The organism is Streptomyces sp. NPDC002896 (genome assembly GCF_040295225.1).
GTDB lineage: Bacteria > Actinomycetota > Actinomycetes > Streptomycetales > Streptomycetaceae > Streptomyces.
In genome coordinates, this window is record NZ_JBEOVA010000004.1 from 294,115 (window position 1) to 319,286 (window position 25,172).

Genomic DNA, 25,172 nt, shown 5'->3' on the forward strand with positions numbered 1-25,172 from the left:
CCGGGCTACTCCCCCATGACCAGCCCGTCCTCGGCCGCCCCGCGGCTGAGGACGATCCGGCGGATCCGGTCGCGTACGTCCGCGAGGCCGCCGTCCGTGGCGGCACCGAGACGCACGACCTGGCCGGTGTCTGGGTCGAACCACTGCGGGATGAACTCGGCCTTCTCCACCACCCACCGGCCGCCGGGCCGCGCGGGCGGCGCGAAGGTGAAGCGGGCGATGCTGCTCTGGTTCCCGCGGGGGTCGCGCGCGCCGGAGTGGTTGTACATGTGTCCGGCGACCTGGTCGCCCATGCCGTAGACGATCCATGTGCCGTTGACCTTCTCGTACGCCTGCGGGATGTGCGCGTGCGTGCCGATGATCAGGTCGATGTCGGGGCGGCCGCCGGTCTTCGACGCCGTGAGTTGCCGGCCGAGCGACAGCTGCCGCCGGTCGGGCTCGTCCTGCCACTCGGTGCCCCAGTGCAGCGAGACGACCACCACGTCGGCTCCGGCCCTGCGGGCGGCCCGGGCGTCCGTGACGATCTTGCCCCGGTCGATGAGGTTGACGGCCCATGGCTTCCCCGGGGGCCGCGGGATGCCGTTGGTGCCGTATGTGTACGCGAGGTGGGCGACTTTGGCCGTGCCCGCGCGCAGCCATGCCGGTCCCTTCGCCTCGGCGGCCGTGCGTGCCGAGCCCGCGTGCCGGACGCCCGCCGCGTCGAGGGCGTCCAGGGTGCGGCGGATGCCGTCGATGCCGTCGTCGAGGGTGTGGTTGGAGGCGGTGGAGCAGGCGTCGTAGCCGGTTGCGGCGAGGCCTTCGGCCACCTCCGGCGGCGACTTGAACATGGGGTAGCCGCTGTAGTGGCCGTCCGCGCCGTACGCCGTCTCCATGTGGCAGATCGCCAGGTCGGCCTTGGCCACGACGGGCTTGGCGGCGGCGAGCATGGGCCGGAAGTCGTAACCGTCGCCGCCCGCGTCGGCGTTCGCCTGGCGGATGACCGAGGTGTGCGGCAGGACGTCTCCGGAGGCGACGAGCGTGAAGCCGTGCTCTGCGCGGCCGGCGCCGTCCGCTGCGGACGGAGCGGGGTGCTGTTGCAGGGCCCGGTGGCGCGGCGGTGCCGGGTCCGCCGGGGCCCGGTCTCCCGCCGTGCAGCCGGCGGCGGCTCCGATCAGCACCGCCGCCCCGACCGCCGTCTCCCGGCACATGTGTCGTGTGCGCTGTGTCATCGCAGCCCGGCCTCCACCTGAAGGGGGTGTTTTCCACATAAGTTCACGTATGGGGCAAACGGGGTCAATTACCCATACCGACTGAGTACCTGGAACGGGCTGCTTCGCACACCACGGATGAGCCCGGCCCGGCCTGGCCTGGCCTGGCCTGGCCTGGCCTGACCTGGCCTGGCCTGGCCTGGCCGCACCAGTGGACCGTTCACCGCACCGCTCGTCGACCGCATCGACCGCCCGTCGCAGATCCGTGTCCGTGATCTGTCCGTACGCGGCGTGCTGCGCTGCCATACGCCCATGACCGGCACGACCACAATGACGAGGACGACCGGCGAGCGGGAACTGGCCGAGCTGCAGCGCGAGCACGGCGGACCCCTCTTCGCCCTGCTGCTGAGGCTCTCCGACGGGGACCGGCAACGTGCCGAGGACCTGGTGCAGGAGACGTTCGTCCGCGCCTGGCAGCATCCCGAGGCGCTGCGCGCCGACGCCTACGACTCCGTACGCCCCTGGCTGTTCACGGTCGGCAGGCGGCTTGCCATCGACGCCCGCCGGGCACGGCAGGCCCGGCCCGCCGAGATCGGGGACGCGGTCCTGGAGAACTCCCGTGTGTGCGCCGACCACGCGGAAAGGTCGGCGGCCACGCTCGACGTGCGGGAGGCTGTGAAGACTCTCACTCCGGAACACCGCGCAGTTCTGTTGCACGTGTATTTCCGCGGGGCGAGTGTGGCGGAAGCCGCGGAAGCCCTCGGGATTCCGCCCGGTACGGTGAAGTCCCGTGCGTACTACGCACTGCGCGCGCTCCGCAGGGTTTTGCCGGATTACGCAACCGACCTGCAATGAAACGCCATGCCAGGTCAAACCTCTGTAAAGCGCCTTGCTCCGAGCCCCGGTTGAGTAATCGGCTGTCCTCATCCGTGTTCCGGATTGAGGGCCAGGGGCCCGAGACGCGCTTGGACCGGAGGAGGCAGAACAGGATGCTACACAGAAGCAAGGGCAGTGCCGGCGGCACCGGCGGCGGCGAACTCACCGTGCCGATGGCCTGGTTCTACGCCGAGTACATCGCCGACGAGCTGCTGCGCACCGGCGATCTCATGCCGCCCACGTCCTTCGAGTTCCGTGCCGGACGCGACGCGCTAGCACTGACGATCTTCCTGTCCGACACCGGCGGTGAGCTCCCCGGCATCCGGGTGGTCACGCAGATGGAGACCTGGCTGTCGCTGACGGCACACGACCAGCCGTGGCACGAGTGGGCGCGTGAGCGCATGGCCCGGCTGACGGCCCAGGCGCGGGAGACCGGTGGCCCCGCGCCCGATCTGGAGCTGGCGGTCGCGGCCTGGCGCTGGCTCCAGGAGACCGAGCTGCTGGCGCCCGACCTGGACGCCGTCCCCGGCGGCGGGGCCGTCCCCGGCGAGGACGAGGCGCCGAAGGTGTGGACGCCGGCCTGGCAGCTGGGGCTGCCGCTGGGGCATCTGGCGATCCACCTGTTCTGACCGCTCCAGGCCGGCGGTCCTCTCCGGTGCCGTCTGGCGACCGACCCTCACGCCGGATCGTGCTCGGGCGGCGAGGAGTGCACGCCCGCACGGTACTTGGGGATCCGTACCGTGATCTTCATGCCCGCGCCCACCCCGGTCTCGATGACGAGCCCGCAGTCGTCGCCGAAGACCTGCCGCAGCCGCTCGTCCACGTTCGAAAGACCGATCCCGGCCGACGGGCCGGCATCCCCGCGCAGGATCCGCCGCAGCACCTCCGGCTCCATGCCGACCCCGTCGTCCTCGATGACGACCTCCGCCTCCGCCCCTGCGTCCTGCGCACTGATCGTGATGCGGCTGCGGGTGACGGCGCCCTCCAGGCCGTGCTTGACGGCGTTCTCCACCAGCGGCTGCAGACACAGGAACGGCAGCGACACGGGCAGCACCTCGGGTGCGATCTGCAGTGTGACCGCGAGCCGCTCGCCGAAGCGGGCCCGTACCAGCGCCAGGTACTGGTCGATGGAGTGCAGCTCGTCGGCGAGCGTCGTGAACTCGCCGTGCCGGCGGAACGAGTAGCGGGTGAAGTCGGCGAACTCCAGCAGCAGTTCGCGGGCCCGCTCGGGGTCGGTGCGGACGAAGGACGCGATGGCCGCGAGCGAGTTGAAGATGAAGTGCGGGGAGATCTGCGCGCGCAGCGCCTTGATCTCCGCCTCGATCACGCGGGTACGGGACCGGTCCAGCTCGGCCAGCTCCAGCTGGACGGAGACCCAGCGGGCCACCTCGTCGGCGGCCCGGGCCAGTACGGCGGAGTCGCGGGGCGCGTACGCGATCAGGGCGCCGAGCACCCGCTGGTCCACGACGATCGGCGCGGCCACCGCCCAGCGCAGCGGGCAGTCGACCCAGTCGCAGCCGCAGTCGAAGGCGGCGCCCCGGCCGGTGGAGAGCAGGCCGGAGAGCCGCTCCATGACCTGCTTGGAGTGGTGTTCGCCGGTGCCGTCCCAGGCAAGCACCGTGGACCGGTTGGTGAGGCACAGCGCGTCGGTGCCGAGGAGCGAGCGCAGCCGCCGGGCCGACTTGCGGGCTGTGTCCTCCGTGAGCCCGGCGCGCAACGGCGGCGCGGCGAGCGACGCGGTGTGCAGGGTCTCGAAGGTGGCGTGCTCGACGGGCGAGCCGACGTCGCTGCGCCCGGCGGGATGAGCGGTACGGCGCCCCAGCAGGAACCCGCCGACGAGCAGCAGCGGGCAGAGGGCGAGCAGCACGGCGGCCGCGGTCCCGGTCACGGTCCCTCCCGGTGGGTGCCTGCGCTGCCGCCCTCGGCCCGGATGCCCGTGCTGCCGCCTCCGCCTTCGGCTGCCGCGGCGGTCTGGCGGACGGTCAGGGACTCCGGCAGGTGCAGCCGCGTCATCGTGGCGCTGGTGTGCGGCGGGATGTGGCTCGGCGTGGCCAGCGAGACGAGGATCATGGCCAGGAAGCCGACCGGCACCGACCAGATGGCGGGCCAGGCGAACAGGGTGTGCAGCCAGCCGGAGCGCACCACTTCGGCGAACGTCAGCGTCACGGCGGCGAGCGCCGAGCCGCCGCCGAGAATCAGTCCGGCGAGCGCGCCGGGCGGGGTGAGCCGCCGCCACCAGATGCCGAGCACGAGCAGAGGGCAGAACGAGGACGCGGACACCGCGAATGCCATGCCGACCGCGTCCGCCACCGGCACCGCGCTGACCAGCAGCGTCCCGCCGAGCGGCACGGTCATCGCCAGGACGGTCGCAAGACGGAAGTGCCGTACGCCGCGCGCGGGCAGTACGTCCTGGCTGAGCACCCCTGCCACGGCCATGGTGAGCCCCGACGCCGTCGACAGGAACGCCGCGAACGCCCCGCCCGCGACGAGCGCGCCCAGCAGGTCGCCGCCGATCCCTCCGACGGCCCGCCCCGGCAGCAGCAGCACGGCGGCGTCCGCGTCCGGGGTGTGGGTGAGCTCGGGCGCGTACAGCCGGCCGAGCCAGCCGTACAGCGGCGGCAGCAGGTAGAAGAACCCGATCAGGGCGAGCACGACGACCGTGGTGCGGCGCGCGGCGCGCCCGTTGGGGCTCGTGTAGAAGCGCACGACGACGTGCGGCAGCCCCATGGTGCCGAGGAACGTGGCGACGATCAGCCCGTACGTCGCGTACAGCGGATGCTCCGCGCGGCTGGTGGCGATCGGCTGCCCCGCGCCCGCCCCGGAGGACGGCAGCTCCGGTGAGGCCGGGAAGGCGGGCGGCGCGCCGCCGTCGCGGTGCCAGGCGAGCAGCAGGAAGAAGGCCGGTACCAGCAGCGCGGTGAGCTTGAGCCAGTACTGGAAGGCCTGCACGAAGGTGATGCTGCGCATGCCGCCCGCGGCGACGGCGAGCACCACGACGGCCGCCACGAGCGCCCCGCCGAGCCAGCGCGGCGCCCCGGTGAGGATCTGCAGCGTGAGCCCCGCGCCCTGGAGCTGCGGCACCAGATACAGCCAGCCCACGCCCACCACGAGGACGCTGACGACCATACGCACCTGGCGTGACTCCAGGCGGCCTTCGGCGAAGTCGGGCAGCGTGTAGGCGCCGGAGCGGCGCAGCGGCGCGGCCACGAAGACGAGCAGGACCAGATACCCGGCGGTGTAGCCGACGGGGTACCAGAGCATGTCGGGGCCGTATACGAGGACCAGTCCGGCGACGCCGAGGAAGGAGGCGGCGGAGAGGTACTCGCCGCTGATCGCGGCCGCGTTCAGGGACGGGCCCACGGTGCGCGAGGCCACGTAGAAGTCGGACGTCGTACGGGAGATACGCAGCCCGAACCCGCCGATGAGGACGGTGACGAGGACGACTACGGCGACCGCGGGTATGGCGTAGGCCTCGTTCACGGTGTCCCCGGAGGGTCGGCGCCGCGCACGAGGCGGGCGAAGGCGCGTTCGTTGCGCTCGGCGCGCCGCACGTACCACCAGGCGACGAGGACGAGCAGGGGGTAGCAGCCGAAGCCGAGCACCGCCCAGACGACCGTGGCGTTGCGCAGCGCGCCGAAGAACAGCGGCAGGGTGACGACAGGCAGCGCGAGCACCGCGAACGCGGCGATTCCGGCGCGCAGCTGGCTGCGTATGAGGGAGCGGACGTAGGCGGCGCCGAGCGTCGTCTGCTCGTCGATCTCCCACTGGGTGCGGTGCCGCGGCAGCCGATGCACCCTGCGGGGCTCGCCCGTCACGACCTCGCGGCGGGGTGCTGGATCGGCGCTGGCGGACACGGCGTGGAGTGTAGGCAGCGCTCCGCCCCGAACGGAAGGGGCAGGTCAGGACAGGTGGTTGCCGGAGGAGCCTGTCGCCCCTTGGTCAGGAGCCCGCCTGCCGCATCAGCAGCTCGCGGACCCGGCTGGCGTGCCGCCGGCTGACGGCGAGGACGGCGCCGCCGATCCGGACGCTCATACCGCCGCCGTCGAGCCGCAGTTCGTCGATGCGGTGCAGGGCGACGAGGTGCCGGCGGTGTATCCGTACGAAACCGTGCGGCTGCCAGCGTTCCTCGAGCGTGGAGAGCGGGATGCGCACGAGGTGGCTGCCGTCGGCGGTGTGCAGACGTGCGTAGTCGCCCTGCGCCTCGGCGTACGCGATGTCGGTGATCTTCACGAGGCGGGTGACGCCGCCGAGTTCGACCGGGATACGGTCGGCGGACCGGTCGATGGCGGGCGGCCGGACGACCGCGGCCTGTTCGGCGACCCGGCGCACCGCCTCGGCGAGGCGCTCCCTGCGGACCGGCTTGAGGACGTAGTCGACGGCCTTGAGGTCAAACGCCTGCACGGCGAAGTCCTCGTGGGCGGTGACGAACACGATCAGCGGGGGACGCGCGAAACCCGCGATGAGGCGGGCGACGTCGAGCCCGGTGAGACCGGCCATCTGGATATCGAGGAACAGCACGTCGATCGCGTCGCCGCCGTCGGGGCCCACGTCGAGGGCCCGGCCGATCCGGCGCAGCGCGTCGGTCGCGTCGGTCGCGCCCTCCGCGCTGCGCACCCGCGGATCGGCCCGCAGCAGGTAGAGCAACTCGGCGAGCGCGGGTTCCTCGTCGTCGACGGCCAGTACGCGCAGCATGCGGCTGGAGTCTAGGTGGTCACCCGGGCGGGGCCAATCCGGCCGCGACTTGAGTGATTCGTCGGTTTGGTGCGTACGGGAGGGCGAACGACGCCGCCACGGACGGGCAGCAACGCCCCCGAACACCGGCGCCGTGACCCCTGACCAGCAGCACCGGCACGAGGATTCGGCATGAGGTCCCTTGAACGCCATCGCGACGCAGGCGCCTACGCGCTGGGCGTCCTGGACGCGGCGGACGCCTTCCGCTTCGAGGAGCATCTCATGGAGTGCCCCGCGTGTGTGGCACAAGTGAGTGAATTCGGCTCGCCCGTACGGCAGTTGATGCTGTACGCGCGGTCGACACCGCTCGGCGTCGCGCCGTTGACGGTGCCGCGCACACGGCTCCTGGACCGGCTGCTGAGCGAGGTGGCGGTGGCCGGCCGGGCGCGGCGCCGGCGGTGGCTGTACGCGGTGGCGGCAGCGGCGGTACTCGCCGTGGCCGGGCCCGCGGCGGCGATCGTCGCGGGGGCCGGAGCGGACACGGCGGCACGGGTCAGCGCCCGCGACGGGCGGACCGGTGTGGCGGCGACGCTGACGACTCAGGACCGCGCCTGGGGGACGCAGGTGGGACTGGCGGTGTGGGACGCGGTCGGCCCGCGGGTGTGCGAACTCGTGGCCGTCGGCAAGAACGGCACGGAGCAGAAGGTGGCGAGCTGGACCGCGACGGGCGAGGCGGGGACACCGATGACGACGGATGCGGGCACGGCTCTGCACCTGGACGAGATCGACCACTTCGAGATCCGCACGGCGGACGGAGAGCTGCTGTGGACGAGCGATTTCAGCCCGTCCGACGCTTGATTTTCAGCCCGTCCGGCGTTTGAGGACGAGCCCGAAGGGCGATCCGGGGGTCTGGGGGCGAAGCCCCCAGCGGGGTCCAGGGGGAAGAGCCTCTGGTTACGGGAAGGGGCGGGGTGGGGGAAAACACCGCCGTTCACTTCAGGAGCCGCGACATCCTCCGATCCGCCAACGGCTTCCCACCCGTCTGACACGTCGCGCAGTACTGCAGAGCCGAGTCGCTGAACGACACCTCACGAATGGTGTCACCGCACACGGGACAGGCCTCACCGGTCCGCCCGTGCACCCTGAGCCCGCTCTTCTTCTCGGCCTTGAGGCGCCCCGCAGCAAGCCCCCGGGACCGCTCGACGGCCTCGGTAAGCGTGGTGCGCAGGGCCTCGTAGAGCCGATGCGTCTCCTCGTCGGTGAGGCTCGAGGCAAGCTTGAACGGCGACATCTTCGCGGCATGCAGGATCTCGTCGCTGTAGGCGTTGCCGACCCCGGCGATCAGGCCCTGGTCGCGCAGGGCGCCCTTGAGCTGCCGCCGTTCGCCCTCGAGGAGCTTCGCGAAGCGCTGCTCGTCGAAGTCCGCGGCGAGCGGATCGGGACCGAGCCGGGCGACGCCGGGGACCACGGACGGATCGTGGACGACGTATACGGCGAGCCGCTTCTGTGTGCCGGCCTCGGTCAGGTCGAACCCCTCCCCCGTCTCCAGCGCGACGCGCAGGGCCAGCGGGCCCTTTCCGGGGCGCGGGGGCCCGTCGGGCAACCGGTCCTTCCACTGCAGCCAGCCGGCGCGGGCGAGATGGACGACGAAGTGGAGCCCGTCGGCGTCGATGTCCAGGAACTTGCCGTGCCGGGTCACGGCCGTGACGGCGCGCCCTTCGAGGGCGGTGGGAGGCGGGTCGTACGTCTTGAGGACGCTGACCGCGACGGGCAGCACCCGCACGATCTCCCGCCCGGCGAGGTGGTCGGTGAGGAAGTCCTTGAGCGCTTCGACCTCGGGGAGTTCCGGCATGGAACCAGAGTGCCACCTGTGGGCCCCGCCGGGCAGGCGCGGCCACGGGAACGGCGACGGCGAATCAGGCGCGGCCACGGCCACGGCGACAGCGACGCCGATTCAGCCGCGGGCCGGTACGACGAACTCGCACCACACGATCTTTCCGCCACCGCGCGCCTGCACGCCCCACACGTCGGTGAGGCGGTCCACCAGAAGGAGGCCGCGCCCGGAGAGACCTCCGATGCCGGCGTCGCGGCGGTGCGGCAGGGCGCTGGAGGAGTCCTCCACCTCGACGCGCAGCCGCCGTTCGGACCCGCTGAGCACCCGCAGGGTGACGGTGGCGGCGCCCTCGGTGTGCACGAGCGAGTTGGTGATCAGCTCGTCGGCGATGAGTTCGATCTCGTCGGCGCGGTCGTGGGCGCCCCAGGCCCGTACCGCCGCGCGGATCATGTGCCGGGACTCGGCGAGCGCCTCCGGGTCGCCGAGCGGGACGTGGTGCTGGAGGCGTCCGCCGGACTGCGGGAGGTCCGTGCTGCAGCGGCGCAGGAGCAGCAGGGCGACGTCGTCTTCGCCGCCCCGGTCGTCGACCGCTTCGCACAGCAGGTCGGCGAGGGCCGGCAGCTCGGCGGGTCCGGAGTGGACGAGCTGCGCGAGTGCCAGCATGCCGTCGTCGAGGTCTGCGCCGGGCTGTTCGACGAGACCGTCGGTGCAGAGCAGGAGGGTCTGACCGGGGTCCAGCTCCATGGTCGTCACGGGGTATTCGAGCTGCCCGAAGTCGGCGGAGAGGCCGAGCGGCAGCCCGCCGTCCACGGGCAGCCGGCGGCAGCTGCCGTCGGTCTGCCGCACCATCGGGTCGAGGTGTCCGGCCCTGACCAGTTGTACGACGCCGGTGGCCAGGTCGGCGTCCGCGTAGAGGCAGGTGGCCATGCGTTCGGTGTCGAGTTCGTGCAGGAAGACGGAGGCGCGGGCCATGACCGTGGGCGGGGTGTGGCCCTCGGTGGCGTAGGCGCGCAGCACGATGCGCAGCTGGCCCATGACGGCGGCGGCGTGCGCGTCGTGGCCCTGGACGTCGCCGATGACGGCCCCGACCCGGCCGCCCGGCAGTGGGATCACGTCGTACCAGTCGCCGCCGATGTCCCGGCCGAGTGCGGCGGAGCGGTAGCGGACCGCGATGTCGGCGCCCGGGACGGGCAGGATGGTGCGCGGCAGCATCGCCTTCTGGAGGCTCTGGGCGACGTCCTTCTCTTGCTCGTAGAACATGGCGCGCTGCAGGCTTTGCGCGATGCTGCTGCCGAGCGCGATGAGGACGTTGCGCTCCTCGTCGGTGAAGCCGGTCTTGTCGTGGTAAAGCAGGCCGAGCGCGCCGATGGGCCTGGCCTGTGCGATGAGCGGCAGATACGCGGCGGCCGTGATGCCGAGATGCGTGATGTGCGGCCACAGGATCGGGTACGACGCCGCGAAGTCCTCCGGCGACTCGATGAACCGTGGCGCCATGGTGCGGACGACCTCGCCCATCGGGTAGGGCTCGTCGATGCGCGTGATGCGGGTGCGGGGTACGTAGCTGTCCTTGGGGCCCTCGGCGACGAGCCGGATCCGCCCGGCCTCGACCAGTCCCATGACCAGGCTCTTCGCGCCGAGGTGGGTGAGGCCGTGGCTGTCGTTGAGTACGTCGATGACGTCCTGGACGGTGCGGGCGTGGGCGAGCGCGGCGGTGGTGCCCTGCACGATGCTGGTCTGCCGGCGGCGGGCCGCCTCCTCGTCGGCGAGCACCCGCCGTGCCGTGACGTCGCTCAGCTCCTGCGTGGCGTCACGGACGACGCCCACGATGCGGTGCGGGCGGCCCGTCTCCTCGCGCCGTATGCAGCCCTGGGTGTGGGTCCAGCGCATGGAGCCGTCGCGGCAGCGGACGCGGAAGTACGCGCCGTAGGTCTCGCTTCCGTCCTTGAGCGCCTGGGAGACGATCTCGTCCAGACGGTGGGCCTCGAACGGCGGGACCCGGACGCCGAGGGATTCGGGATGGCCGTCGTACTCGCCGGGGAGCAGGTCGAAGATCTCGAGGGCGTGTGCGTCCATGTGCATGAGGCCGCTGCCCAGGTCCCAGTCGAAACAGCCTGTGCGGTTGAGGGCGAGAATCGGATCCGGGTCTGCAGGCCAGTCGTCCGGGAGTGACAGGCCACCCGCTCCGCGGTCAGCCATGGTGCCACCTTGCCACCACTTGGCTGATTCTTCGACTTCTTACCACCTGCAGTGAGCGGGCGCTCAGCTGTCGACGGTGGCGGGTCGGCTCTCCGGCCGGCCGTACTGCCGGCTTTCCGACCGTGCGTCCATCCGGTCCTCGGGCAGGACGGGCTCGAGGGGGACCACGCCGCCGTCGGGTGCGTCCTGGGTGCCCCGGGCGGGGGGCGGCTCGGCCGGCAGCTCTTCACGGGGCGACACGGTGGTCTCCGGCGGGGGCGGCGGGGGCTCCTGCGGGGAGCGCGGCGGAGGACTGGGCGGGGAGGGCCGTGAGGGCGGTGAGGCGGGCGTGGACTCCCTCGGGGAGGGGGTTTCCGGCCCCGGCGTGGTGGGGCTCGGCGAGGTCGGGCTGGGGGTCGAGGGACTCGGACTCGTGGGACTCGGGCTCGTGGGACTAGGACTCGTGGGACTCGGACTCGTGGGACTAGGACTCGTGGGACTCGGACTCGTGGGACTAGGACTCGTGGGACTCGGACTCGTGGGACTCGGACTCGTGGGACTCGGAGACGGGGTGCGGGTGGCCGGTGGCGGGACGGTGCGGTCGCGGTCCCCGTCGCTCCCGGCCTTCCGCTCGATCCACGTGTTGTTGACGATGTTGACGATCGTGATGTTGACGATGAGCTTCGGTGCGGGGGTCACGACCACGACCTGCTGCGGCCGGTAGCCGCGCCACGTCTGCCCCTTCACGACCGGGTTGGTCCGGGTCGCCACCGGCGGTGTGAGCGGGTTGCCACAGGCGCAGCGCACGCGCGGCAGGCCGCGGTTGTCGACGAGGACGGCGGTGCCGGCTTGGAGGACGGCCTGGAAGCCGGTGGCCTGGCCGTTGCGGAAGCCGTGGTTGGTGACCCGGGTGTCGGCCCGGAGCACCACAGGAGTGAGTCCGCGCAGATACGAGGGGAGGTCGCCCTGGGCGACGCCCACCACCCGGGCGAAGGCGCGGGTCTTGGCCGGGTCGGAAGCGAGGAAGCGGACCTGCTTTTCGACGTCGCAGCTGCTCTCGGAGAGCGTGCCGCCGTACAGCCCCGGCGTGGAGCCGTCGACGGACCGGAGTCGCTCCACGTCGGACGTCGCGGTGCCGGAGGGCGTCGGGGGCTCCGGCGAGGGGGTGGCGGGCGATGGCGTCGCGGTGGACGCGGCGGTGGAGCCGGTGAACGGGTCGGGACCCGCTTCCGCCACGGGCTGCAGACGCAGCTCGTCCTCGCCGTCCACGGCGCTCGCGCTGCCGGTGGCGGCGCAGCCGGTGAGGCCCGCTCCACCCGCGACGAGAAGGGCCGTGGATATGGCAAAGGCCGCGGCATGGCTCCTGATGGGTGAGCGCACCGTGTTCTCCCGCCTCTCGGTTAGGCCATTTGCAGGCAATTGTCTGTTTCATTCATGGGTGCCTCGCAAGCCGAGAGGGGCCAACCGGGAACGGAGCGGGCTCCGCCGTCTCCGCGAGAGCGGCACCGCCTTGGGGGTACCTCACAGGCCCTCAAGACACTGGGGAGCCACAATGGCGTTCGTGGAGTGGTTCACCGCACCCGAGTACTGGCTGGGCCGGCTGATCTTCCAGCGGGGCCTCGCCGCCCTGTATCTGGTCGCGTTCCTGACCGCCGCCCTGCAGTTCCGTCCCCTGCTCGGGGAACGCGGCATGCTGCCGGTGCCCCAATACGTCGCGCGGGTGCCGTTCGGCCACGCGCCGAGCGTGTTCCAACTGCACTACTCCGACAGGTTCTTCGCGCTCTGGGCCTGGGCGGGGTTTCTGGTCTCGGCGGCCCTGCTGGCGGGCGTCGACGGCCTGCTCCCGCTGTGGGCCGCGATGCTGCTGTGGCTGGTCCCGTGGCTGCTGTATCTGTCGATCGTCAACGTCGGCCAGACCTGGTACAGCTTCGGCTGGGAGTCGCTGCTCCTCGAGGTCGGCTTCCTCGCGGTGTTCCTCGGCAACGACCGCACGGCCCCGCCCGTCCTGGTGCTGTTCCTGCTGCGGTGGGTGCTGTTCCGCGTCGAGTTCGGCGCCGGCCTGATCAAGCTGCGCGGGGACCCCTGCTGGCGGAAGCTGACCTGCCTGGACTACCACCATGAGACCCAGCCGATGCCGGGCCCGCTGAGCTGGTTCTTCCACCACCTCCCGAAGCCCCTGCACCGGGTCGAGGTGGCGGCGAACCACTTCACCCAACTGGTCGTGCCCGTGCTGCTGTTCACCCCGCAGCCGGTCGCCTCGGCGGCGGCCTGCCTGATGATCCTCACCCAGCTGTGGCTGGTGCTGTCGGGCAATTTCTCCTGGCTGAACTGGATCACGATCGTCGTGGCCCTGTCCGCCGTGGACTTCTCCCCCGTCGCCCCGCCACCGGGCCTGCCTCCCGCCCCGCTCTGGTACGAGATCGTCGTGCTCGCCGTCACGGCCCTCGTGCTGGTCCTCAGCTACCGCCCCGCGCGCAACCTGGTCTCCCGGCGGCAGATCATGAACTACTCCTTCGACCCGTTCCATCTCGTCAACACCTACGGCGCGTTCGGCAGCATCAACCGGATCCGGCAGGAGGTGGTGATCGAGGGCACGGCGGATGCGGTGCCGCACCCGGACTCCGACTGGCGGGAGTACGAGTTCAAGGGCAAACCGGGTGATCCCCGGCGCTGGCCGCGCCAGTACGCGCCGTACCATCTGCGGCTCGACTGGATGATGTGGTTCGCCGGGATCTCGCCCGCGTACGCCGGGTCCTGGTTCGGGCCGCTGGTGGAGCGGCTGCTGGAGAACGACCGGGACACGCTGCGGCTGCTGCGCCGCTCGCCGTTCCCGCCGGACAGCCCGCCGAGGTACATCCGGGCCCGCCTGTACCAGTACCGCTTCACGACGTGGCACGAGCTGCGCGAGACGGGGGCGTGCTGGCACCGCACGTACATCCGTGAGTTCCTGCCGCCTACGCGGCTCGACGTGGTGGCGGAGAGGCGGTAGCGCTCAGGGGCGGCAGGCGGCAGCGGTCCGAGGCAGTAGCTCCCGGGGCGGTGGCGGTCAGAGGCGGTAGACACGGGTGGCGGTCCCCGCGAAGACGTCCGCTCGCTCCTCGGGGCCGAGCGTCCCGGTCAGGGCGTCCGCCGCACGGGCGACCTCGGCATACGGGGCGGCGAGCGTGCAGACGGGCCAGTCCGAGCCGAACATCAGCCGCTCGGGGCCGAAGGCGTCCAGGACCGTGTCCGCGTAGGGCCGGAGATCCTCGGCCGTCCAGGTGTGCCAGTCCGCCTCGGTCACCATCCCAGACAGCTTGCAGACGGTGTTCGGCAACGCGGCGAGCGCCCGGACATCGCTCGCCCATGGTTCGAGTTCCGCGGAGGCGATGGGTGGTTTGCCCAGGTGGTCGAGGACGAAGGTGAGGCCGGGGTGGTCGGCGGCCGCCTTGACGCAGGCAGGCAGCTGGTGAGGCAGAACCACGAGGTCGTAGACAAGGCCCGCGCCTGCGACCGCGGCCAGACCCCGGCGTACGTCGGGGCGCAGCAGCCACTCCGGGTCCGGCTCGCCCTGGACCTGGTGCCGGATCCCGGCCAGATACCGCCCGCCCGGGAGCTCCCGCAGGGCCGCGAGCGTCTCGGCGACATCGGGACGGGTGAGGTCGGTCCAGCCGACAACGCCGGCGATGAGAGCGCTCTCCGCGGCGAGCGCCAGAAACTCCGGCGTCTCCTCAGCGACAGTGATCGTCTGGACGAGGACGGTGGCCTGAACCCCCAGAGGGCGCGCTTCAGCCTCCAGCTCCGGCACCCCGAAGTTCCGCCGGAGCGGTGCCAGATCGGGGCCGTTGATCCAGTCCTGGTCCCGTACCGACAGGTCCCACACGTGGTGGTGTGCGTCGACGATCCGGTCCGTCACGGTTCTCCTCACAGCTCCCATACGACGGGCAAACCGGCGTCCGCACCCTCGGCCGAATAGTCGTGGACGACGTCCAGGAGCTCGGTCATGCGAGCCTGCCAGGCGATGTTGACCGGGAGTTGCTCCAGCTCGGCGATCATGCGCCCGTAGTCCTCGCACTCGAGGACGTGGAAGAGGTCGGTGCCGCTGCGCCAGATCGTCCAGGAGGTGGCGCCGGCGGCGCGGATCGCGGCCGTGAGCTCCGCCGGGACCTCGCGGTGAGCGCTCTCGTACTCCTCGATGCGGTCGGCGCGGACCTTGGTGTGCAGGGCGATCCTCATGACGCCTCTTTTCCGGGCACGGGCCCGCCGGTGTCTCCGGGTACGGGAACGTCGTCGGGCAGGAGCCGCTCGGCACGCAGTCCCGCCCAGAAGTCTGCGGGCACGGCGGCCGCGAACTGCTCTGCGGCGTCCCGGACTTCGGTCGCCGAGCGGGTGCCGACGAGCACGCTGGTGACGGCCGGGTGCGCCAAGGGGAAGGCGAGGGCGGCGGCGCGCAGGGTGGTGCCGTGCCGCTCGGCCAGGTCCTTCAGCCGCAGCGCCCGGTCCAGGAGGGCGGGGGGCGCGGCGGCGTAGTCGTATGTGGCGCCCGGGCGCGGGTCCGCGAGCAGCCCGGAGTTGAAGACGCCGCCGACGACCACCGATGCGCCGCGGGCGGCGGCGGCCGGGAGCAGTGCGGTGAGCGCTCTCTGATCGAGGAGCGTGTAGCGGCCGGCGCACAGGACGGCGTCGACGTCCGTGTCCAGTACGAACCGGGTCAGCATCTCGGCCTGGTTCATGCCGGCGCCGATCGCGCCGATCACGCCTTCCGAGCGGAGTTTCTCGAGCGCCGGGTATGCCTCGCGGAAGGCCAGTTCGGCGTGGTCGTCTGGGTCGTGCAGATAGACCACGTCGACCCGGTCCAGGCCGAGCCGCGTGAGGCTGTCCTCCAGCGAGCGGCGTACGCCGTCCGCGCTGAAGTCCCAGACGCGGCGGTGGGTCGCGGGCACGGCAAAGCCGTTCGCGAGGTCGTCCCCGCCGCCGTCACGGGGCTCCAGGAGCCGGCCGACCTTCGTGGATACGGTGTACGACGAGCGGGGCCGCTCCCGGAGGGCCTCGCCGAGGCGGCGTTCGGACAGGCCGAGGCCGTAGTGCGGCGCCGTGTCGAAGTACCGGACGCCCGCGTCCCAGGCGGCCGTGACGGCGGCGTACGCCTGTTCGTCGTCGACCGCCGCGTACAGGTTGCCGATGCCCGCCGCGCCGAACGACAGCTCCGTCACCTCGACAGCGCTTCGGCCGAGAGTGCGTATACGCATGGCGGTCACTGTCCCACGGGCCGCAGCCGCAGCCCCTGCATGCCGCCGTCGACCGCGAGGGCCGTGCCCGTGGTGGCGCCGGAGAGGGGGCTCGCCAGGTAGGCGATGGCGCCCGCGACCTCGTCGGCCGACACCAGGCGCCCGGTGGGCTGGCGTGCCTCCAGGGCGGCCCGCTCGGCGGCCGGGTCGTCCGCGGCGTCCAGCAGGCGGCCGACCCACGGGGTGTCGGCGGTGCCGGGGTTCACGCAGTTGACGCGGATGCCCTCGCGGGTGTGGTCCGCTGCCATGGCGAGGGTCAGCGAGTAGACCGCGCCCTTCGTCGCCGAGTACAGGGCGCGCTGCGGCAGGCCCGCGGTGGCGGCGATCGAGCAGGTGTTGACGATCGCGGCCCGGTTGGACGCGCGCAGGTGCGGCAGCGCGGCGCGGGCGGTGCGGACCATGCCGACGACGTTGACGTCCAGCACGCGGTGCCACTCGTCGTCGTCGTTGTCCTCGATTGTGCCCTGTGCGCCGATGCCCGCGTTGTTGACCAGGACGTCGAGGCCGCCGAGCTCCGCGACCGCGGCGGTGACGGCCTCGCGTACGGAGGCGTCGTCGGTGACGTCGGCCCGGTACGCGAGGAGAGGCTTGTCTCCGTCTTTCACGGCTTCCGGGTTCAGGTCGAGCACGGCCACCTGGGCGCCGCGGGCGGCCAGCAGTTCGGCCGTCGCCCTGCCGATGCCCGAGGCGCCGCCGGTGACGAGGGCCTTGAGGCCCTCGAAGTCCTGAGGGTGCGTCATGCCGCTGATTCCTTCTGCCGGCTGAGGTCGGCGGCCCAGAAGGCGCCGTCCGGGTAGGTGTACTCCGCGATGGACTCGGGTCGCATGGCGGCCGAGAAGCCCGGCGCGGTCGGTGCCCTGTAGTGACCCTCGCGGATCACCACCGGCTCCAGGAAGTGCTCGTGCAGATGGTCGACGTACTCGATAACGCGGTCCTCCGTGGTGCCGGACAGCGCGACATAGTCGAACATCGACAGGTGCTGGACGAGTTCGCACAGGCCGACGCCGCCCGCGTGCGGACAGACGGGCACGCCGAACTTGGCCGCGAGCAGCAGGATCGCCAGGTTCTCGTTGACGCCGCCGACCCGGGCGGCGTCGATCTGCAGCACGTCGATCGCTCCGGCCTGCAGCAGTTGCTTGAAGACGATGCGGTTCTGGACGTGCTCACCGGTGGCGACCTTGACCGGCGCGACGGCCTTGCGGATTGTCGCATGGCCGAGCACCTCGTCGGGGCTGGTGGGTTCCTCGATCCAGTACGGGTCGAACTCGGCGAGCGCCCGCGTCCAGGTGATCGCCTCGTCCACGTCCCAGCGCTGGTTGGCGTCGACGGCCATGCGGACATCGGGTCCGACGACCGAGCGGGCAACGCGGCAGCGCCGCACGTCGTCGGCCAGGTCGGCGCCCACCTTGAGCTTGATCTGCGTGAAGCCGTCGGCGACGGCCTGCGCGGCGAGCCGGGTCAGCTTCTCGTCGCTGTAGCCGAGCCAGCCGGGCGAGGTGGTGTACGCGGGGAAGCCGCGCCGCAGCAGGTCGGCGGCGCGGACGTCGGCGCCCTCCCGGCCGCGCCGCAGGAGTTCAAGCGCCTCGTCGGGCGTGAGCGCGTCCGTGAGGTAGCGGAAGTCGACCTGCGAGACGAGCCACTCGGGCTCCGCGTCGGCGAGGAACTGCCATAGCGGCTTTCGCGCGCGCTTCGCGGCGAGGTCCCACACCGCGTTGACGACCGCGCCGATCGCCATGTGCATCACGCCCTTCTCCGGGCCGAGCCAGCGCAGCTGGCTGTCCCCGATCAGACCCCGACTGACCACTCCGGGGTCGGCGCACAGCTCATGCACGTCCCGCCCGAGCACATGCGGCCGCAGGGCTTCGATCGCGGCCACCTGCACATCGTTGCCCCGCCCGATGGTGAACGTGAACCCGTGCCCCTCGTGCCCGTCTTCGGCGTCCGTGCGCAGGACGACGTACGCCGCCGAGTAGTCGGGATCCGGATTCATCGCATCGGAGCCGTCGAGCTCCCGCGACGTGGGAAAGCGGATGTCGTAGGTGTCGACCGCGGTGATGCGGGCGGGAGTCGGGGACACAGGTGGCCTTTCGGTGTTCCGGTACGGGGCGTTCCGGTACGGGGTTCGGCCGCAGGGTCGGTCCTGGGCGCGGCCTGTCGTCACGCGGGCGACCGTCGGGCGGTCCGGTTGATCTCAGTACCCTCCAGTCGCGACGAATATTTATCAGACCACTTCAGGATCACAACAGGGTTCGGTGCTTAGTTTTCCCGGCTTGGCCGGTATTCGCCGCCATAGTGGTCCGACCACATCGCACATTAGACTCGGCGCCCGAGGCGACGGAAGGACGTGCCGTGGACGAGACGGCCCCGCAGAAGGGCACCGTGACGCAGCGCGCCATAGAGCAGATCAAGGCGATGATCGGCGAGGGCCGGCTGGAACCGGGCCAGCGGCTGCCGACCGAGCGCGATCTCGCCACCCAGCTCGGCATCTCGCGCAGCTCGATGCGCGAGGCGATCCGCGCCCTGACCGTGCTCGGCGTGCTGGAGGCGCGGCACGGGTCCGGTATCTACGTCACGCAGCTCGAGGCCGGGGATCTGCTTGAGACCTTCGGCGTCGTCGCCGATCTCTCCCGCGGCCCGCGCCTGGTCGAGCTGCTGGAGGTGCGGCGCGTCCTGGAGTCGACGGCGACCGCGCTGGCGGCCGCGCGGATCACCACCGAGCAGCTCGCCGAGGTGGAGAAGCACCTCCAGGCGATGGACGCGACCGAGGACCCGGAGGAGATCCTCTTCCACGATCTGGCGTTCCACCGGGCGATCGTGGCGGCCGCCGGGAACGAGACGATGGCGGCGATCCTCGAGGGGCTGTCCTCGCGCACCTTCCGGGCCCGGGTCTGGCGCGGCTACCAGGAGGAGGGCGCGTTCGAGCGCACCCGCCGCGAGCACGCCCGTATCCATCGGGCTCTGGTGGACCACGACCCGGAGGCGGCGCGGGCGGCGGCCGCCGCGCATGTCGGGGAGGTCGAGACGTGGCTGCGGGGTCAGATGGACGAGCCCGGCTGGGTGGCGAGGAGCGGTGCACGGCCGTAGCCGACAGGCGCGCCGCCGGCATCGACCTAGGCGATCCGCCGCAACGTCAGCTGACCAGGATCTGCGTGGAGGACTCCTTCGGTCGCGTAGGAGGACCCTCCGCGGCGGTCCCCGGGGGAACCGCCGCTCGGGCGACTGGACGCCGGGCTGGTCACCGACGGTGAGATCGGAGCGGTCGGAGTCGCGGTCGCAGCTGTGAAGGGGACCGGCCGGGCGGGCCGCAGGCCCAGGCGCCCGGCCCAGCGCCGCGGTCAGGCCGCCGGTCGGCCTCCGAAGGTCGCGGCCTGACGGCGGCGTTCCCCCTGCTTGGCGCCTGCGCTGGCGGCGAGGGCCAGAACCAGTGCGATCACGCCGACGATGACGTTGTTGACGATGGTCCTGGCGGTGCTCACGTCACCCGCCACGGCCCACGGCGAGATGATCGTCCACACACCGAGGGCGCATGCGGCCCACGCCATGCTGTGCGTGCGCTCGTAGGCACGGCCGAAGCCGCCGCTCATGAGCAGCGCGTAGGCGATGCCGACGATCAGGTTGTTGACCGCCAGGGTCGACAGACCGTTGAAGCCTGCGATCCAGGGAGATGCGGCCAGGTAGAGGCCCGTGATAAGGGCCCCCGTCTCGATGGCCTGCGCCCGCGGGGTGGTCGTGGCACGTTCGGCCAGGTCGTGACGGTTGCGCATGGCGACGATGTCGGGATGTGTTTCCATGTCCGACCGGGGAGAAGTCGTCATGGCGATCACCTCCGAATTGATCCGTTTTGTACCCCGGGCCCGGGTACCCCGACGGCGCCGGATAACCATCGGCTCTCTCGTCTCTGGCCGAGGTGCCCGTGGGTCGACCGGCGACCGGCGACCGGCGACCGGCGACCGCGTCAGCGGGCCACGCGGGTGCGGGCCTGGTGGAGCCGGACCTTGGTGCGGTTGCCGCAGCGGGCCATCGAGCACCAGCGGCGGTTGCGCGCGGGCGAGCGGTCCACGAAGCGCAGGGCGCAGCGCTCGGCGCCGCAGATGCGCACGCGCCGTATCTCCGGCGAGAGCAGCAGCTCGATCGCGTCCTGGGCGACGAGGCCGAGGCCCGCGGTCGGCTCCTCGGCGGCATGCGAGGCGCTGCTCGCCGCCAACCGGCCGCCACTGAGAATGAGTTGGAGCGCCGGACGAGGGGCCGCAGCCGACGCCTCGTTGAGCACCGCGATGTCGGCGGCAGCCGGCAGTTCACCGCCGGCCGCACTCAGGACCGCGCGGTCGATGGCCTCGCGCAGCGCCACAGCGGAGCACAGCGCGGACTCGGGCCCATCATCTGCGCGGGCACGGTCGACGAGCAGACCGGCGCCGTGCAGCCAGCGCGCCACATCGCCCGGTGCACGGAGTGCCTCCCGTGGCTCCTTCCACCGGTCGCGCAGGGTGTTGACGAAGTCCAGGCACACCCGCCCGCCGTACCAGAGCCAGTCGTCGTCCGCCGCCATGGCGCCATTGTCCCCTGCCCGGCAGAGGACTAACCTCCTAAGCCGGTTAGCAACCAGTCACCCAGGGCCGGAAGGGGACGATCATGAGTACAGCCCCGGTAACCACCGGCGTGGCCCAGGTCAACGGGATCCGCCTGCACTACACGCGTGCGGGCTCGGGCCCGCTGCTGGTGCTGCTCCACGGATGGCCGCAGACGAGCCTCTGCTGGCGCCCCGTACTCGGCGAACTCGCCGCCACCCACACCGTCATCGCGCCCGACCTGCGCGGCTACGGCCTCAGCGACAAACCGGCTACCGGCTACGACAAGCGGCAGATGGCCGATGACATCGCCGAGTTGGTGCGGCACCTCGGGTTCGAGCGGGCGACGGTGGTCGGCCATGACCGCGGTGCCCGCGTCGCGCACCGCTGGGCCCTGGACCGCCCCGACCAGATCGAAAGGCTCGCCGTGCTCGACGTGGTCCCCACCCGCGAGATGCTCCGCCGCCTCGACGCCTCGGTCGCCGCCGGCTACTGGCACTGGCTGTTCCATCTGCAGCCCGACCTGCCCGAGCTCCTGGTCGGGAACAACGTCCGCGCCTACCTGGAGTACTTCTTCGAGCGCTGGACCTACAACCGCCACGGCCTGGCCCCCGATGCCGTCGACGCCTACGTCCGCGCCTTCTCCCGCCCCGGCGCGCTGCGCGCCGGCTTCGACGACTACCGCGCCCAGGAGCGCGACCTCGCCCTCGACGACGAGGACTCCGCCGCGGGCCGCCGTCTGTCCATGCCGGTCCTGGCCCTGTGGGGCTCGGCCGGGCTGCCGGCCCGCATGCCCGCCCTGGACATCTGGCGTCAGTACGCCGACGACGTCACCGGCGCCGAGATCCCCGAATGCGGCCACTTCATCCCCGAGGAACGCCCCGACGCCCTCCTGTCCCACCTGAGGGAGTTCCTCGGCCGAAGCCACTCGGTTTGAGCCCGTGGCTTGTGCTCGACGCTCAGCGAGCGCAGCGCCGGTCGCACCGGGACCGAGCTCGTGACGCACCGAGTGATCCGTTTCATACTGGACGTGACAGGAGCCGTCTCCAGCACACGCCCAGAGCCGCCCGCAACCGCCTGACGGGGCGTCACACAAGTCGTCGACAACTCGCCAAAACGAGCTCTGACCTGCAAAACCACAGGTGACAGCCACCGCTTTGAATGACCGAGGAGGCACCCATGAAGATGCTGATCAACGTGGCGGAGACGGTGGTCACGGACGCGCTGCGGGGGCTGGCGGCCGCTCATCCCGAGCTGACGGTCGACGTCGAGAACCGGGTGATCGTACGGCGGGACGCGCCGGTGGAGGGGAAGGTCGGCCTCGTCTCCGGCGGCGGGTCGGGACACGAGCCGCTGCACGGCGGGTTCGTGGGGCTCGGCATGCTGTCGGCCGCCTGTCCCGGTGAGGTGTTCACCTCGCCCGTACCCGACCAGATGGTGCGGGCCGCGGCCGCGGTGGACAGCGGCGCGGGCGTGCTGTTCATCGTGAAGAACTACACGGGTGACGTGCTCAACTTCGACATGGCGGCCGAGCTGGCTGAGGACGAGGGCATCCAGATCGCGAAAGTGCTGGTCAACGATGACGTGGCGGTCATGGACAGCCTGTACACGGCGGGCCGCCGCGGCACCGGCGCGACCCTGTTCGTCGAGAAGATCGCGGGTGCCGCGGCCGAGGAGGGCCAGCCGCTGGAGCGGGTCCAGTCGATCGCCCGACAGGTCAACGAGAGCGCGCGCAGCTTCGGCGTCGCGCTGAGCGCGTGCACGACCCCCGCCAAGGGCAGCCCCACCTTCGATCTGCCTCCGGGCGAGCTGGAGCTCGGGATCGGCATCCACGGCGAGCCGGGCCGCGAGCGGCGCGCCATGATGACGTCGCGGGAGATCGCCGACTTCGCGGTGGACGCGATCCTGCAGGACATGCCCCCGAAGAATCCGGTGCTGCTCCTGGTCAACGGCATGGGCGGAACCCCGCTGCTGGAGCTGTACGGCTTCAACGCGGAGGTGCACCGCGTGCTGGCCGAGCGGAACGTGGCCGTGGCCCGCACACTGGTGGGCAACTACGTCACCTCGCTGGACATGGCAGGAGCCTCCGTGACGCTGTGCCAGATCGACGAGGCGCTGCTGCGGTTGTGGGACGCCCCCGTCCGTACGCCCGGTCTGCGCTGGGGCATCTGAGGATCTGAAGGGTCGTCCGAGGAGCCGCTCGCACGCGTCAACGTACCGACCACCCAAGGAGTTTCTGTGCTCGACGCCGACTTCTTCCGCCGCTGGATGACGGCGGCCGCCGCAGCCGTCGACCGGGAGGCGGAGCGGCTCACCGAGCTGGACTCGCCGATCGGCGACGCCGACCACGGCACCAATATGCAGCGCGGGTTCAGGACGGTGGTCGCGGCCCTGGAGAAAGAGGCCCCGGCCACTCCGGGTGCCGTCCTCACGTTCTCGGGACGGCAGTTGATCTCCACGGTCGGCGGTGCTTCGGGACCGCTGTACGGCACGCTGCTGCGCCGCACCGGCAAGGCGCTCGGCGACGCGGCCGAGGTAAGCGAGGCGGAGCTGGCCACCGCGCTGCGTACGGGAGTGGAGGCCGTGGCCACGCTCGGCGGTGCGGCGCCCGGCGACAAGACGATGCTGGACGCGCTCGTCCCGGCGGTCGACGCGCTGGCCGAGTCCTTCGCCGCGGCACGCGACGCCGCCGAGAAGGGCGCGGTCGCGACGACGCCGCTGCTGGCCCGCAAGGGCAGGGCGAGCTATCTGGGCGAGCGCAGCATCGGGCATCAGGATCCAGGCGCCACGTCGTCGGCCCTGCTGTTCGCGACGCTCGCCGAGGCGGCCGGTGAGTGAGGAGGCGGCAATGAGTAATGACGACAAGCTCGTGGGCGTCGTGCTGGTGTCGCACAGCGCCGCGGTCGCGGCCTCGGTCGCCGAGCTGGCGGCCGGACTCGCAGGCGGCGGCGCGACCGCACCTGTGGCCGCCGCGGGCGGCACCAAGGACGGCGGTCTTGGTACGAGCTCGGAGCTGATCGCCGCAGCGGCCGCCGGCGTCGACCGGGGCGCCGGTGTGGCGTTGCTGGCGGACCTGGGCAGCGCGGTGCTGACCGTGAAGGCCCTGCTCGCCGAGGGCGATGAACTGCCCGACGGGGCGCGTCTGGTGGACGCACCCTTCGTCGAGGGCGCCGTGGCGGCGGTCGTCACGGCGTCCGCGGGCGCGGACCTCGACGCGGTGGAGGCGGCGGCAGCGGAGGCGTACACGTACCGGAAGGTGTGACTCCTCGCGGCACAGTCTCTGACACCGGGCGTTCACCCGGCACCGCCGGAGGCTTTGGAGGAGCCCGCCCTCTTGATGTGTCCCCGTCACTCGTGCAATACAGGGTCCGGCAGGTCTGGACCAATGCCCCGACGGGAAGGCATCACCGTGCGACGCACTCCCTGGCTCGCTCTGCCGACCGTGGTGGCCTGCGCCGCCGCGCTCATGACGGCGTCCTGCGCAGGGAGCGACGAGGCGGCCCGGGGCGGTCGGCCCCCTTCGGCCCCGACTGGCGTCACCGCACAGGCGGGCAGCGCCACCTCGGTCCACGTCATGTGGAACCAGGCGGACGACGGCTCCACCGTCGTCGCCTACGAGGTGTATCGCGGGACCACCAAGGTCAAGGAGGTACCGGGTGAGCAGCACATGGTGGACATCACCGGGCTGAAGCCGTCGGCCGGCTATGCGTTCGCCGTCCGGGCCCGGGACGCCGACGGCAACACCGGGCCGCTCAGCACGAAGGTGTCCGTCACCACACAGGCCGCAGTCGAGGAGGACCGCGAGCCGCCCACCCGTCCGCGGCTGGTACGCGGCCGGGTCGCCGGAGGCCGGGCCGTGTCGCTGTCCTGGAGCCGCTCGACGGACGACCGGGGCGTGGCGTCTTACGACATCTACCAGGGCACGTCGAAGATCCACAGCACCCCTGGCGACGACACGTCGGCACTGATCACCGGACTGCGTCCCGGCACCGCGTACGCGTTCACCGTCAGGGCGCGGGACGCGGCCGACAACACGTCACCCGCAAGCCGCACGGTCCGGCTCACCACCGCGGCGGGAAGCGGCGACGCGCGCGGCACCGCGCCCACCGGCTTCCGCGCGACGACGCACCGCGCGGACGGTGCGTACTACATCGACCTGTCCTGGACGCCGCCGCGCACGGGCGGTGCGGTGACGGAGTACCGGATCCATCTCGACGGGCGGCTCGCCACCACCCTCGTGTGGGGCGGTGCGGCACCGCAGGACAGAGCCGAGCACAGTTTCTTCGTGACGCGCGAGAGTGGCGTGACCTACCGGGTACGGATCCGGGCGAAGCTCCCCGACGGTACGTGGGGCGGCTTCTCCGCGGAGCGGACGGTGACGACGGGGGCGGGCGGATAGCCACGGCCTCCATGAACCGGGACGGACAGCGGCGGTCGGACAGCCCCGCGGCGGCACGGCTGCCGGTTGCCCGTTGCACCGGGTGACTCCCCGTCCGGCGGGCACCCGGACGAAGGACGCTTCACCTGCCCGGATGCGGTCGGCATGCGGCCGGGACCAGGGGCATCTTGACTCGACGTCAGGCAGCACGGGCGTTCC

25 protein-coding genes are annotated in these 25,172 nt (G+C 71.8%); 10 read left to right on the forward strand and 15 right to left on the reverse strand.

Annotated elements, in window-relative coordinates:
• Positions 1-5 precede the first annotated feature (5 nt).
• Positions 6-1,208, reverse strand: a complete 1,203-nt coding sequence (locus ABT009_RS08425; protein ID WP_351290931.1) for a CapA family protein — start codon at positions 1,206-1,208, stop codon at positions 6-8.
• A gap of 291 nt (positions 1,209-1,499) precedes the next feature.
• Between ABT009_RS08425 and ABT009_RS08430 the strand changes: the two genes are divergently transcribed.
• Positions 1,500-2,042, forward strand: coding sequence for a sigma-70 family RNA polymerase sigma factor (locus tag ABT009_RS08430; RefSeq protein WP_351290933.1), 543 nt, complete (start codon positions 1,500-1,502; stop codon positions 2,040-2,042).
• A gap of 134 nt (positions 2,043-2,176) precedes the next feature.
• Positions 2,177-2,692 (forward strand): hypothetical protein, encoded by a 516-nt coding sequence (locus ABT009_RS08435; protein ID WP_351290935.1) that lies wholly within the window; start codon positions 2,177-2,179, stop codon positions 2,690-2,692.
• A gap of 47 nt (positions 2,693-2,739) precedes the next feature.
• Here the strand turns inward: ABT009_RS08435 and ABT009_RS08440 are convergent, their stop codons facing one another.
• From ABT009_RS08440 to ABT009_RS08455, 4 genes are all read right to left on the reverse strand, one after another.
• Complete coding sequence (locus ABT009_RS08440; protein WP_351290938.1) at positions 2,740-3,951, reverse strand: sensor histidine kinase; 1,212 nt, start codon at positions 3,949-3,951, stop codon at positions 2,740-2,742.
• Entirely contained in the window at positions 3,948-5,543 is a 1,596-nt protein-coding gene (locus ABT009_RS08445; RefSeq protein ID WP_351290940.1) for a sodium/solute symporter, read from the reverse strand. Before ABT009_RS08445 ends, ABT009_RS08440 begins: the two co-directional genes overlap by 4 nt.
• Positions 5,540-5,878: a hypothetical protein gene (locus ABT009_RS08450; RefSeq protein ID WP_351291321.1), complete on the reverse strand. Its 339-nt coding sequence runs from the start codon at positions 5,876-5,878 to the stop codon at positions 5,540-5,542. The genes ABT009_RS08445 and ABT009_RS08450 overlap by 4 nt, the downstream gene beginning before the upstream one ends.
• 124 nt (positions 5,879-6,002) lie before the next feature.
• The gene (locus ABT009_RS08455; RefSeq protein WP_351290942.1) at positions 6,003-6,755 is read right to left on the reverse strand and encodes a LytR/AlgR family response regulator transcription factor; all 753 of its coding nucleotides are present in this window, start codon (positions 6,753-6,755) and stop codon (positions 6,003-6,005) included.
• Positions 6,756-6,926: 171 nt separating this feature from the next.
• Here ABT009_RS08455 and ABT009_RS08460 point away from each other — a divergent pair, with 171 nt between their 5' ends.
• Entirely contained in the window at positions 6,927-7,592 is a 666-nt protein-coding gene (locus ABT009_RS08460) for a zf-HC2 domain-containing protein (protein ID WP_351290944.1), read from the forward strand.
• A 133-nt stretch (positions 7,593-7,725) separates the two neighbouring features.
• Here ABT009_RS08460 and ABT009_RS08465 read toward each other — a convergent pair whose 3' ends face one another.
• The 3 genes from ABT009_RS08465 to ABT009_RS08475 all read right to left on the reverse strand — a co-directional run bounded on the left by ABT009_RS08465 (position 7,726) and on the right by ABT009_RS08475 (position 12,123).
• Complete coding sequence (locus ABT009_RS08465; protein ID WP_351290946.1) at positions 7,726-8,586, reverse strand: Fpg/Nei family DNA glycosylase; 861 nt, start codon at positions 8,584-8,586, stop codon at positions 7,726-7,728.
• A 102-nt stretch (positions 8,587-8,688) separates the two neighbouring features.
• Positions 8,689-10,764: a SpoIIE family protein phosphatase gene (locus tag ABT009_RS08470; RefSeq protein WP_351290948.1), complete on the reverse strand. Its 2,076-nt coding sequence runs from the start codon at positions 10,762-10,764 to the stop codon at positions 8,689-8,691.
• A 63-nt stretch (positions 10,765-10,827) separates the two neighbouring features.
• Positions 10,828-12,123, reverse strand: coding sequence for a DUF6777 domain-containing protein (locus ABT009_RS08475; RefSeq protein ID WP_351290950.1), 1,296 nt, complete (start codon positions 12,121-12,123; stop codon positions 10,828-10,830).
• Between the two features lie 181 nt (positions 12,124-12,304).
• Between ABT009_RS08475 and ABT009_RS08480 the strand changes: the two genes are divergently transcribed.
• On the forward strand, positions 12,305-13,732 hold the full coding sequence (locus ABT009_RS08480) for a lipase maturation factor family protein (RefSeq protein WP_351291323.1): 1,428 nt from the start codon (positions 12,305-12,307) through the stop codon (positions 13,730-13,732).
• Positions 13,733-13,789: 57 nt separating this feature from the next.
• Here ABT009_RS08480 and ABT009_RS08485 read toward each other — a convergent pair whose 3' ends face one another.
• Genes ABT009_RS08485 through ABT009_RS08505 form a run of 5 tightly spaced genes read right to left on the reverse strand, consistent with a single transcriptional unit; the run spans position 13,790 to position 18,087 of the window.
• Entirely contained in the window at positions 13,790-14,659 is an 870-nt protein-coding gene (locus ABT009_RS08485) for an amidohydrolase family protein (RefSeq protein ID WP_351290952.1), read from the reverse strand.
• Positions 14,647-14,958 carry an L-rhamnose mutarotase gene (locus tag ABT009_RS08490; RefSeq protein ID WP_351290954.1) on the reverse strand — a complete coding sequence of 104 codons (312 nt, stop codon included), beginning with the start codon at positions 14,956-14,958 and terminating at the stop codon, positions 14,647-14,649. Before ABT009_RS08490 ends, ABT009_RS08485 begins: the two co-directional genes overlap by 13 nt.
• Positions 14,955-15,965 carry an aldo/keto reductase gene (locus ABT009_RS08495; RefSeq protein WP_351291325.1) on the reverse strand — a complete coding sequence of 337 codons (1,011 nt, stop codon included), beginning with the start codon at positions 15,963-15,965 and terminating at the stop codon, positions 14,955-14,957. The genes ABT009_RS08490 and ABT009_RS08495 overlap by 4 nt, the downstream gene beginning before the upstream one ends.
• 11 nt (positions 15,966-15,976) lie before the next feature.
• Positions 15,977-16,750 (reverse strand): SDR family NAD(P)-dependent oxidoreductase, encoded by a 774-nt coding sequence (locus tag ABT009_RS08500; RefSeq protein WP_351290956.1) that lies wholly within the window; start codon positions 16,748-16,750, stop codon positions 15,977-15,979.
• A complete protein-coding gene (locus ABT009_RS08505) occupies positions 16,747-18,087 on the reverse strand; it encodes an L-fuconate dehydratase (protein WP_351290958.1) in 1,341 nt (446 codons plus the stop codon). Before ABT009_RS08505 ends, ABT009_RS08500 begins: the two co-directional genes overlap by 4 nt.
• 272 nt (positions 18,088-18,359) lie before the next feature.
• On the opposite strand from ABT009_RS08505, the gene ABT009_RS08510 reads away from it, so the two are divergent.
• A complete protein-coding gene (locus tag ABT009_RS08510; protein ID WP_351290960.1) occupies positions 18,360-19,094 on the forward strand; it encodes a FadR/GntR family transcriptional regulator in 735 nt (244 codons plus the stop codon).
• Between the two features lie 251 nt (positions 19,095-19,345).
• Here ABT009_RS08510 and ABT009_RS08515 read toward each other — a convergent pair whose 3' ends face one another.
• Together ABT009_RS08515 and ABT009_RS08520 are read right to left on the reverse strand one after the other, a co-directional pair.
• Entirely contained in the window at positions 19,346-19,825 is a 480-nt protein-coding gene (locus ABT009_RS08515) for an SPW repeat protein (RefSeq protein ID WP_351290962.1), read from the reverse strand.
• Between the two features lie 140 nt (positions 19,826-19,965).
• Positions 19,966-20,556, reverse strand: coding sequence for a CGNR zinc finger domain-containing protein (locus ABT009_RS08520; RefSeq protein ID WP_351290964.1), 591 nt, complete (start codon positions 20,554-20,556; stop codon positions 19,966-19,968).
• An 83-nt stretch (positions 20,557-20,639) separates the two neighbouring features.
• On the opposite strand from ABT009_RS08520, the gene ABT009_RS08525 reads away from it, so the two are divergent.
• From ABT009_RS08525 to ABT009_RS08545, 5 genes are all read left to right on the forward strand, one after another.
• Complete coding sequence (locus tag ABT009_RS08525) at positions 20,640-21,512, forward strand: alpha/beta fold hydrolase (RefSeq protein ID WP_351290966.1); 873 nt, start codon at positions 20,640-20,642, stop codon at positions 21,510-21,512.
• Between the two features lie 242 nt (positions 21,513-21,754).
• A complete protein-coding gene (gene dhaK, locus ABT009_RS08530) occupies positions 21,755-22,747 on the forward strand; it encodes a dihydroxyacetone kinase subunit DhaK (RefSeq protein WP_351290968.1) in 993 nt (330 codons plus the stop codon).
• Between the two features lie 66 nt (positions 22,748-22,813).
• Positions 22,814-23,413 carry a dihydroxyacetone kinase subunit DhaL gene (gene dhaL, locus ABT009_RS08535; protein ID WP_351290970.1) on the forward strand — a complete coding sequence of 200 codons (600 nt, stop codon included), beginning with the start codon at positions 22,814-22,816 and terminating at the stop codon, positions 23,411-23,413.
• 10 nt (positions 23,414-23,423) lie between these two features.
• Complete coding sequence (locus tag ABT009_RS08540; RefSeq protein WP_351290972.1) at positions 23,424-23,837, forward strand: PTS-dependent dihydroxyacetone kinase phosphotransferase subunit DhaM; 414 nt, start codon at positions 23,424-23,426, stop codon at positions 23,835-23,837.
• Between the two features lie 123 nt (positions 23,838-23,960).
• A complete protein-coding gene (locus ABT009_RS08545; RefSeq protein ID WP_502989835.1) occupies positions 23,961-24,974 on the forward strand; it encodes a fibronectin type III domain-containing protein in 1,014 nt (337 codons plus the stop codon).
• Positions 24,975-25,172: the final 198 nt, after the last annotated feature.

Excerpts from the sequence above, each read along its gene's own strand:
- ABT009_RS08515 (WP_351290962.1), bottom strand. The coding sequence starts at position 19,825 with ATGACGACTTCTCCCCGGTCGGACATGGAAACACATCCCGACATCGTC.
- ABT009_RS08490 (WP_351290954.1), bottom strand. The coding sequence starts at position 14,958 with ATGAGGATCGCCCTGCACACCAAGGTCCGCGCCGACCGCATCGAGGAG.
- ABT009_RS08430 (WP_351290933.1), top strand. The coding sequence starts at position 1,500 with ATGACCGGCACGACCACAATGACGAGGACGACCGGCGAGCGGGAACTG.
- ABT009_RS08485 (WP_351290952.1), bottom strand. The coding sequence starts at position 14,659 with ATGGGAGCTGTGAGGAGAACCGTGACGGACCGGATCGTCGACGCACAC.
- ABT009_RS08500 (WP_351290956.1), bottom strand. The coding sequence starts at position 16,750 with ATGACGCACCCTCAGGACTTCGAGGGCCTCAAGGCCCTCGTCACCGGC.
- dhaK (WP_351290968.1), top strand. The coding sequence starts at position 21,755 with ATGAAGATGCTGATCAACGTGGCGGAGACGGTGGTCACGGACGCGCTG.
- ABT009_RS08540 (WP_351290972.1), top strand. The coding sequence starts at position 23,424 with ATGAGTAATGACGACAAGCTCGTGGGCGTCGTGCTGGTGTCGCACAGC.
- ABT009_RS08460 (WP_351290944.1), top strand. The coding sequence starts at position 6,927 with ATGAGGTCCCTTGAACGCCATCGCGACGCAGGCGCCTACGCGCTGGGC.
- ABT009_RS08545 (WP_502989835.1), top strand. The coding sequence starts at position 23,961 with ATGCCCCGACGGGAAGGCATCACCGTGCGACGCACTCCCTGGCTCGCT.
- ABT009_RS08465 (WP_351290946.1), bottom strand. The coding sequence starts at position 8,586 with ATGCCGGAACTCCCCGAGGTCGAAGCGCTCAAGGACTTCCTCACCGAC.
- ABT009_RS08425 (WP_351290931.1), bottom strand. The coding sequence starts at position 1,208 with ATGACACAGCGCACACGACACATGTGCCGGGAGACGGCGGTCGGGGCG.
- ABT009_RS08470 (WP_351290948.1), bottom strand. The coding sequence starts at position 10,764 with ATGGCTGACCGCGGAGCGGGTGGCCTGTCACTCCCGGACGACTGGCCT.
- ABT009_RS08435 (WP_351290935.1), top strand. The coding sequence starts at position 2,177 with ATGCTACACAGAAGCAAGGGCAGTGCCGGCGGCACCGGCGGCGGCGAA.
- ABT009_RS08520 (WP_351290964.1), bottom strand. The coding sequence starts at position 20,556 with ATGGCGGCGGACGACGACTGGCTCTGGTACGGCGGGCGGGTGTGCCTG.
- ABT009_RS08455 (WP_351290942.1), bottom strand. The coding sequence starts at position 6,755 with ATGCTGCGCGTACTGGCCGTCGACGACGAGGAACCCGCGCTCGCCGAG.
- ABT009_RS08525 (WP_351290966.1), top strand. The coding sequence starts at position 20,640 with ATGAGTACAGCCCCGGTAACCACCGGCGTGGCCCAGGTCAACGGGATC.